The following is a 6,054-nucleotide window of genomic DNA, read 5'->3' as shown; positions in this document are numbered from 1 at the left end:
GCCACAGGCCGCCTGCCCGCCCCCGAGCACCCCCCGCCTCGGGGGCGGGGGGTGCTCGGGGGCGGGCAGGCGGCCTGTGGCTGTCGTACTACCCAGATTACGCGCCCCTGACCTCGCCGGTTCCCGGGGCGGTCACCCGAGGAGGACGCGGCGCACCTCGGCCCGCACCTGCCGGGCGGTGGTGCGCAGGGTCCGCCACGCGTCGCGCAGCAGGTGCCCGGCCGGGGTGAGGACGTACCGGTAGAGCTGCCGGCAGGGCCAGCCGACCAGCACCCACGCGACCAGGGAGACCCCCCGCCACAGGGCCCGGGCGATCCGGCCGGCGACGTGCCAGGCCCAGACGAGGGCCTGCCAGAGCGGCAGGATCAGCAGGCGGTGGACGCCGCGGGCGACCCAGGCGGCGGCGCTCCCGACGGGGACGACGACCCACCGCCACACCGCCGCGGCGGTCCAGGCGAGCGCCCGACCCGCCGGGACGACGAGGTGGTCCCAGACGGCGCGCAGCAGCCACAACACTCCGCGGCCGATCGGGGCGAGCACGTAGCGGTACACGGCCGAGGCCAGCCACAGGACGCCGCGCCCGAGCGGGGCGAGCAGGTACCCGTACACGGCCCGGCCCAGCCATACGAGGCCCTGCCCGGTCGGGGCGATCAGCCAGCGGTGGCCGGCGGAGCCCAGCCACCGCAGCCCGCGCCCGATCGGCGCGAGCAAGTACGCGTACGCGGCGCGGCCCGCGGGGGCGAGCAGATACCGCCACAGCCCGACCCACGGCCAGACGAAGACCAGCCTGAGCAGCACGCCCAGCACCCACCCGATGCCGCGGAGCACGGGCCCGAGGACGTGGGTCCACAGCGGCCCGAGCACGTGCCGGTGCAGGGCCCTCGCCCCGGCGGCGAGCAGCTCCCACACCACCCGCACGGGCAGCACGACGAGCACGGCGACGATCTTGACGGGCACCCGGAGCACCCCGGTGAGGCAGCCTTCGCCCTGGCCGGCGGAGGGGCGTGTGACGCGTTCCATGCCCCCAAGGACACAGGAACGCCCCCGTGCCGTTGCACGGGGGCGCGGATCTTCACCGAATCCCGCCCGGCATCCGGAGCACCTGCGGACGAACCAGGCGCTCCGGGCACACTCCGGGCGGGGCGGGAGGTCTCCTACTTGTTGACGACCGAGAGCGGCAGCAGCTTCTTGCCGGTCGGCCCGATCTGGATCTGCGTGTCCATCTGAGGACAGACGCCGCAGTCGAAGCAGGGGGTCCAGCGGCAGTCCTCGACCTCCGTCTCGTCGAGGGCGTCCTGCCAGTCCTCCCACAGCCAGTCCTTGTCGAGGCCCGAGTCGAGGTGGTCCCAGGGGAGGACCTCCTCGTAGGTGCGCTCGCGGGTCGTGTACCAGGCCACGTCGACGCCGTACTGCGGGAGGGTCTTCTCGGCGCACTCCATCCAGCGGTCGTAGCTGAAGTGCTCGCGCCAGCCGTCGAAGCGGCCGCCGTCCTCGTACACGGCGCGGATGACGTCGCCGATGCGGCGGTCGCCGCGGGAGAGGAGGCCCTCGACGATGCCCGGCTTGCCGTCGTGGTAGCGGAAGCCGATGGAGCGGCCGTACTTCTTGTCACCGCGGATCTTGTCGCGGAGCTTCGCCAGGCGGGCGTCCGTCTCCTCCGCCGACAGCTGGGGGGCCCACTGGAAGGGGGTGTGCGGCTTGGGGACGAAGCCGCCGATGGAGACGGTGCAGCGGATGTCGTTCTGGCCGGACACCTCGCGGCCCTTGGCGATCACGTTGACCGCCATGTCGCCGATCTGGAGGACGTCCTCGTCGGTCTCGGTCGGCAGGCCGCACATGAAGTACAGCTTCACCTGGCGCCAGCCGTTGCCGTAGGCGGTGGCGACGGTGCGGATCAGGTCCTCTTCCGAGACCATCTTGTTGATGACCTTGCGCATGCGCTCGGAGCCGCCCTCGGGGGCGAAGGTCAGGCCGGAGCGGCGCCCGTTGCGGGTGAGCTCGTTCGCCAGGTCCACGTTGAAGGCGTCGACGCGGGTCGACGGGAGGGACAGGCCGACCTTGTCGTCCGCGTAGCGGTCGGCGAGGCCCTTGGCGATGTCGGCGATCTCCGTGTGGTCCGCGGAGGACAGCGAGAGCAGGCCGACCTCCTCGAAACCGGTGGCCTTCAGGCCGCGGTCCACCATCTCGCCGATGCCGGTGATGCTTCGCTCCCGCACGGGGCGCGTGATCATGCCGGCCTGGCAGAAGCGGCAGCCGCGGGTGCAGCCGCGGAAGATCTCGACGGACATCCGCTCGTGGACGGTCTCGGCGAGCGGGACCAGCGGCTGCTTGGGGTAGGGCCACTCGTCGAGGTCCATGACGGTGTGCTTGGACACGCGCCACGGCACGCCGGAGCGGTTGGGCACGACGCGGCCGATGCGGCCGTCGGGCAGGTACTCGACGTCGTAGAAGCCCGGGACGTACACGCCGCCGGTCTTGGCGAGGCGCAGCAGCAGCTCCTCGCGGCCGCCGGGCCGGCCTTCGGCCTTCCAGGCGCGGATGATCTCGGTGATGTCGAGGACGGCCTGCTCGCCGTCGCCGATGACGGCGCAGTCGATGAAGTCGGCGATCGGCTCGGGGTTGAAGGCGGCGTGGCCGCCGGCCAGGACGATCGGGTGGTCGACGGTGCGGTCGCGGGCTTCGAGGGGGATGCCCGCGAGGTCCAGCGCCGTGAGCATGTTGGTGTAGCCCAGCTCCGTGGAGAAGGACAGGCCGAAGACGTCGAAGGCGCCGACCGGGCGGTGGCTGTCGACGGTGAACTGCGGCACCTTGTGCTCGCGCATGAGCTCTTCGAGGTCGGGCCACACGCTGTACGTGCGCTCGGCGAGGACGCCCTCGCGCTCGTTCAGCACCTCGTACAGGATCATGACGCCCTGGTTGGGGAGCCCGACCTCGTACGCGTCCGGGTACATGAGCGCCCACCGGACGTCACACGAATCCCACGGCTTGACGGTGCTGTTGAGTTCACCGCCGACGTACTGGATGGGCTTCTGCACATGCGGGAGCAGAGCTTCGAGCTGTGGGAAGACCGACTCGGACATCACGCGACTTTCGTGAAGCGGGCAGGGGGCGACTCTCTAGCGTAACCCGAGGGGCCGGGCCCGCCGGACGGTGTGATCACCGGCTACGGGCGGAGGCCCTTCCGGCGGGCCCGGCGCGCGGCCTTGCCCCAGACCCGCGGGAGGTCGCGTTCGATCCGTGCGGCCCGGGCGTCCTCGCGGGCGTACAGGACGCCCCAGGTGAAGGCGTTCTCGCCGGCCGCGGCGGCCTGGACGGAGAGGTCGCGCAGGGCTTCGCGGGCGACGACGCCGTCCTGGTGGTCGCCGAGCAGGGTCTGGACGGCCTTGAGGTCCTTGCGCAGGCGCTTGGCCGGCTTGCCGAGCACGGGTTCGGCCGCCTCGGCGGCGTAGCGGGCGCGTTTGGCCGCCTTGCGGGCGGTGTGCAGGGCGGTGTCGCGGTCGGGGCCGGGGTCGAGGGCGAGGGCGTCGGTGATGCGGCCGGCGAGGCGGTCGTACTCGCGGCGGACGGCCTTGGCGAGGACGGGCCCGGCGGGCTTGCCGGCGGCGGGGAGCAGCGGCGGGTCGGCGAGCAGGGCGTCGAGGGCGTCGAGGAGGGCGAGGTGGCGGGGGTCGTCGAGGGCGGCGAGGGCGCGGCGGCGGGATTCGGCGCGGCGGCCGTTGTTCCAGGTGCGCAGGCGGCCGCGGACGGGTCCGAGGAGGAGGGGGTGGGGGAGTTCGCCGATGCGGGTGCGGAAGCGTTCGTGGAGGACTTCCTGGTCGCGGTCGACGCCGAGTTCGCGGGCGAGTCGGCGCAGTTCGTCGCCGAGGGGGTCGGTGGCCGTGCGGTCGAGGACCTTGCGGTGGGTCTTGAGGGCGCTGCGCAGGCGGCGGCAGGCGACGCGCATCTGGTGGACGGCGTCGGGGAGGTCGCGGCGGACTGCGGGGTCCTGGGCGACGAGGGAGTCGCGCTGTTCCCGGAGGTAGGCGAGGACATGGGCGCCCGCGGTGCCGGTCTCGGCGAGGGCGCGGGCGAGTTTGGAGGGGCTGTCGGAGGCCCGGATGCCGGCCTTGCGGAGCTTCTTCCCGACGGTGTCGAGGAGGGAGGGGTCGATGCCGTCGGCGAGTTCGACTTCGATCTCGGTCCAGTCGGCGGTGGCGGTGCCGGCGGCGGGGTCTCGGGTCTGACGGGATTCCGCGTGGACGGTGTCGGTGGAGAGTTCGGCGAGGAGGGCGCCGTCGGCGTCGAGGAGGTGGTGGATGCGCCGGGTGGAGCGGAGTCGGACCAGCGGGCCGAGCTCGGCGTCGCGGACGCGGGAGCGGACGAGGGCGGCCAGGTGTCGGGGGACGGTGTCGGAGAGGGGGGCGCCGATCTCGTCGCGGACGCCCGGGGAGACGGGAAGTTTGAGGTGCCAGCCGGCGTCGGCGCCGCCGGTGCGGCGGCGCAGGGTGACGCCGTCCGCGGCGAGCCGCTGGTCGGGGGTGTCGTAGTAGACGGCGTCGAGGTCGGCGGTGCCGCGGTCGGCGACGGCGGCGATCCCCGCGGTGCCCGCCAGGTCGGGGATGCCGCGCCGTTCGGCCTCGTCCGTCGTGAACTCGAATTTGCGTTCGATTTCGCGTTTCGTGTCCGCCATGCACCGAACTTAGACCGGGTCGGTGGGCGGCCGCAGGGCGAAGGGGCGCCCCGACGGGTGAAACGGAGGAGATCCGGCCGTATCGCGCCCGCAAGGCGGCCCGCCTTGCTTCCCCGCCCGGCGCCCGCCGGACGCCGGCAGCCCTACGCCGACATCGGCCGCTGCACCTTGATCGACTGGAGCAGCCCGATGGCCACCCACACGGCGAACATGGACGACCCTCCGTACGAGACGAAGGGCAGCGGCAGCCCGGCGACGGGCATGATCCCGAGCGTCATGCCGATGTTCTCGAAGGACTGGAAGGCGAACCAGGCGATGATGCCGGCGCAGACGATGGTCCCGTACAGCTCGGTGGTCTCCCGGGCGATGATGCAGGCGCGCCAGAGGATGACGCCGAGCAGGACGAGGATGAGGCCGGCGCCGACGAAGCCGAGCTCCTCCCCCGCCACGGTGAAGACGAAGTCGGTCTGCTGCTCGGGGACGAACTGGCCGGTGGTCTGCGAGCCCTTGAACAGCCCGGATCCGGTGAGCCCGCCGGAGCCGATGGCGATGCGCGCCTGGTTGGTGTTGTAGCCGACGCCGGCGGGGTCGAGCTCGGGGTTGGCGAACGCCGCGAAGCGGTTGATCTGGTACTCGTCGAGGATGCCGAGCTGCCAGACGAGGACGGCGCCGGCGACGCCGGAGCCGAGGAGGCCGAAGACCCAGCGGTTGGAGGCGCCGGAGGCGAGCAGGACGCCGAGCACGATGACGACCATGACCATGACCGACCCGAGGTCGGGCATGAGCATGATGATGCCCATGGGGGCGGCCGCGAGCAGCAGGGCCTTGACGACCGTGCGGTGGTCGGGGTGGGCGATGTCGCCCGCGTCGACCCTCGCGGCCAGCAGCACCGCCATGACCAGGATGATCGTGATCTTGACGAACTCGGAGGGCTGGAGGGAGAAGCCGCCGCCGATGACGATCCACGCGTGGGCGCCGTTGATGGTGGCGCCGAGCGGGGTGAGCACCGCGATGATCAGCACGAGGGAGATGCCGTAGAGGACCGGTACGGCGCCCCGCAGCGTGCGGTGGCCGAGCCAGATCGTGCCGATCATCAGGACGAGCCCGATGCCGGTGTTCATGGCGTGGCGGACGAGGAAGTAGTACGGGTCGCCCTGGTTGAGCTGGGTCCGGTTCCGCGTCGCCGACCACACCAGCAGGGTGCCGAGGAGGGACAGGGCGAGCGCCGAGAGGAGTATCGGCCAGTCGAGCCGGCGCAGCACCGAGTCGCGCGAGGTCAGCTTGGCCATCGCGCCGCGCTCGGGCGCGTACCGGGAGACGGAGAACTTGTTGGCGGTCTGCATGGTGGTGGGCTCAGTCCTGCCACGAGGGGGGCGGTGCGGGGG

General features: G+C 72.5%; 4 protein-coding genes. All 4 read right to left on the bottom strand.

Going from position 1 to position 6,054, the window contains the following annotated elements; genetic code table 11:
• Nucleotides 1–132: 132 nt before the first annotated feature.
• A complete protein-coding gene (locus EF903_RS27175; RefSeq protein WP_125547533.1) occupies nt 133–1,020 on the bottom strand; it encodes a hypothetical protein in 888 nt (295 codons plus the stop codon).
• Nucleotides 1,021–1,154: 134 nt separating this feature from the next.
• Nucleotides 1,155–3,083: a TIGR03960 family B12-binding radical SAM protein gene (locus tag EF903_RS27170; protein ID WP_125547531.1), complete on the bottom strand. Its 1,929-nt coding sequence runs from the start codon at nt 3,081–3,083 to the stop codon at nt 1,155–1,157.
• A gap of 80 nt (nt 3,084–3,163) precedes the next feature.
• A complete protein-coding gene (locus EF903_RS27165; protein ID WP_125547529.1) occupies nt 3,164–4,669 on the bottom strand; it encodes a CYTH and CHAD domain-containing protein in 1,506 nt (501 codons plus the stop codon).
• A 143-nt stretch (nt 4,670–4,812) separates the two neighbouring features.
• Nucleotides 4,813–6,012, bottom strand: a complete 1,200-nt coding sequence (gene rodA / locus EF903_RS27160) for a rod shape-determining protein RodA (RefSeq protein ID WP_125547527.1) — start codon at nt 6,010–6,012, stop codon at nt 4,813–4,815.
• Nucleotides 6,013–6,054 lie beyond the last annotated feature (42 nt).

It is taken from the genome of Streptomyces sp. WAC05292, assembly GCF_003949955.1.
Lineage (GTDB): Bacteria > Actinomycetota > Actinomycetes > Streptomycetales > Streptomycetaceae > Streptomyces > Streptomyces globosus.
This window is presented reverse-complemented; position numbering and strand designations above follow the sequence as displayed.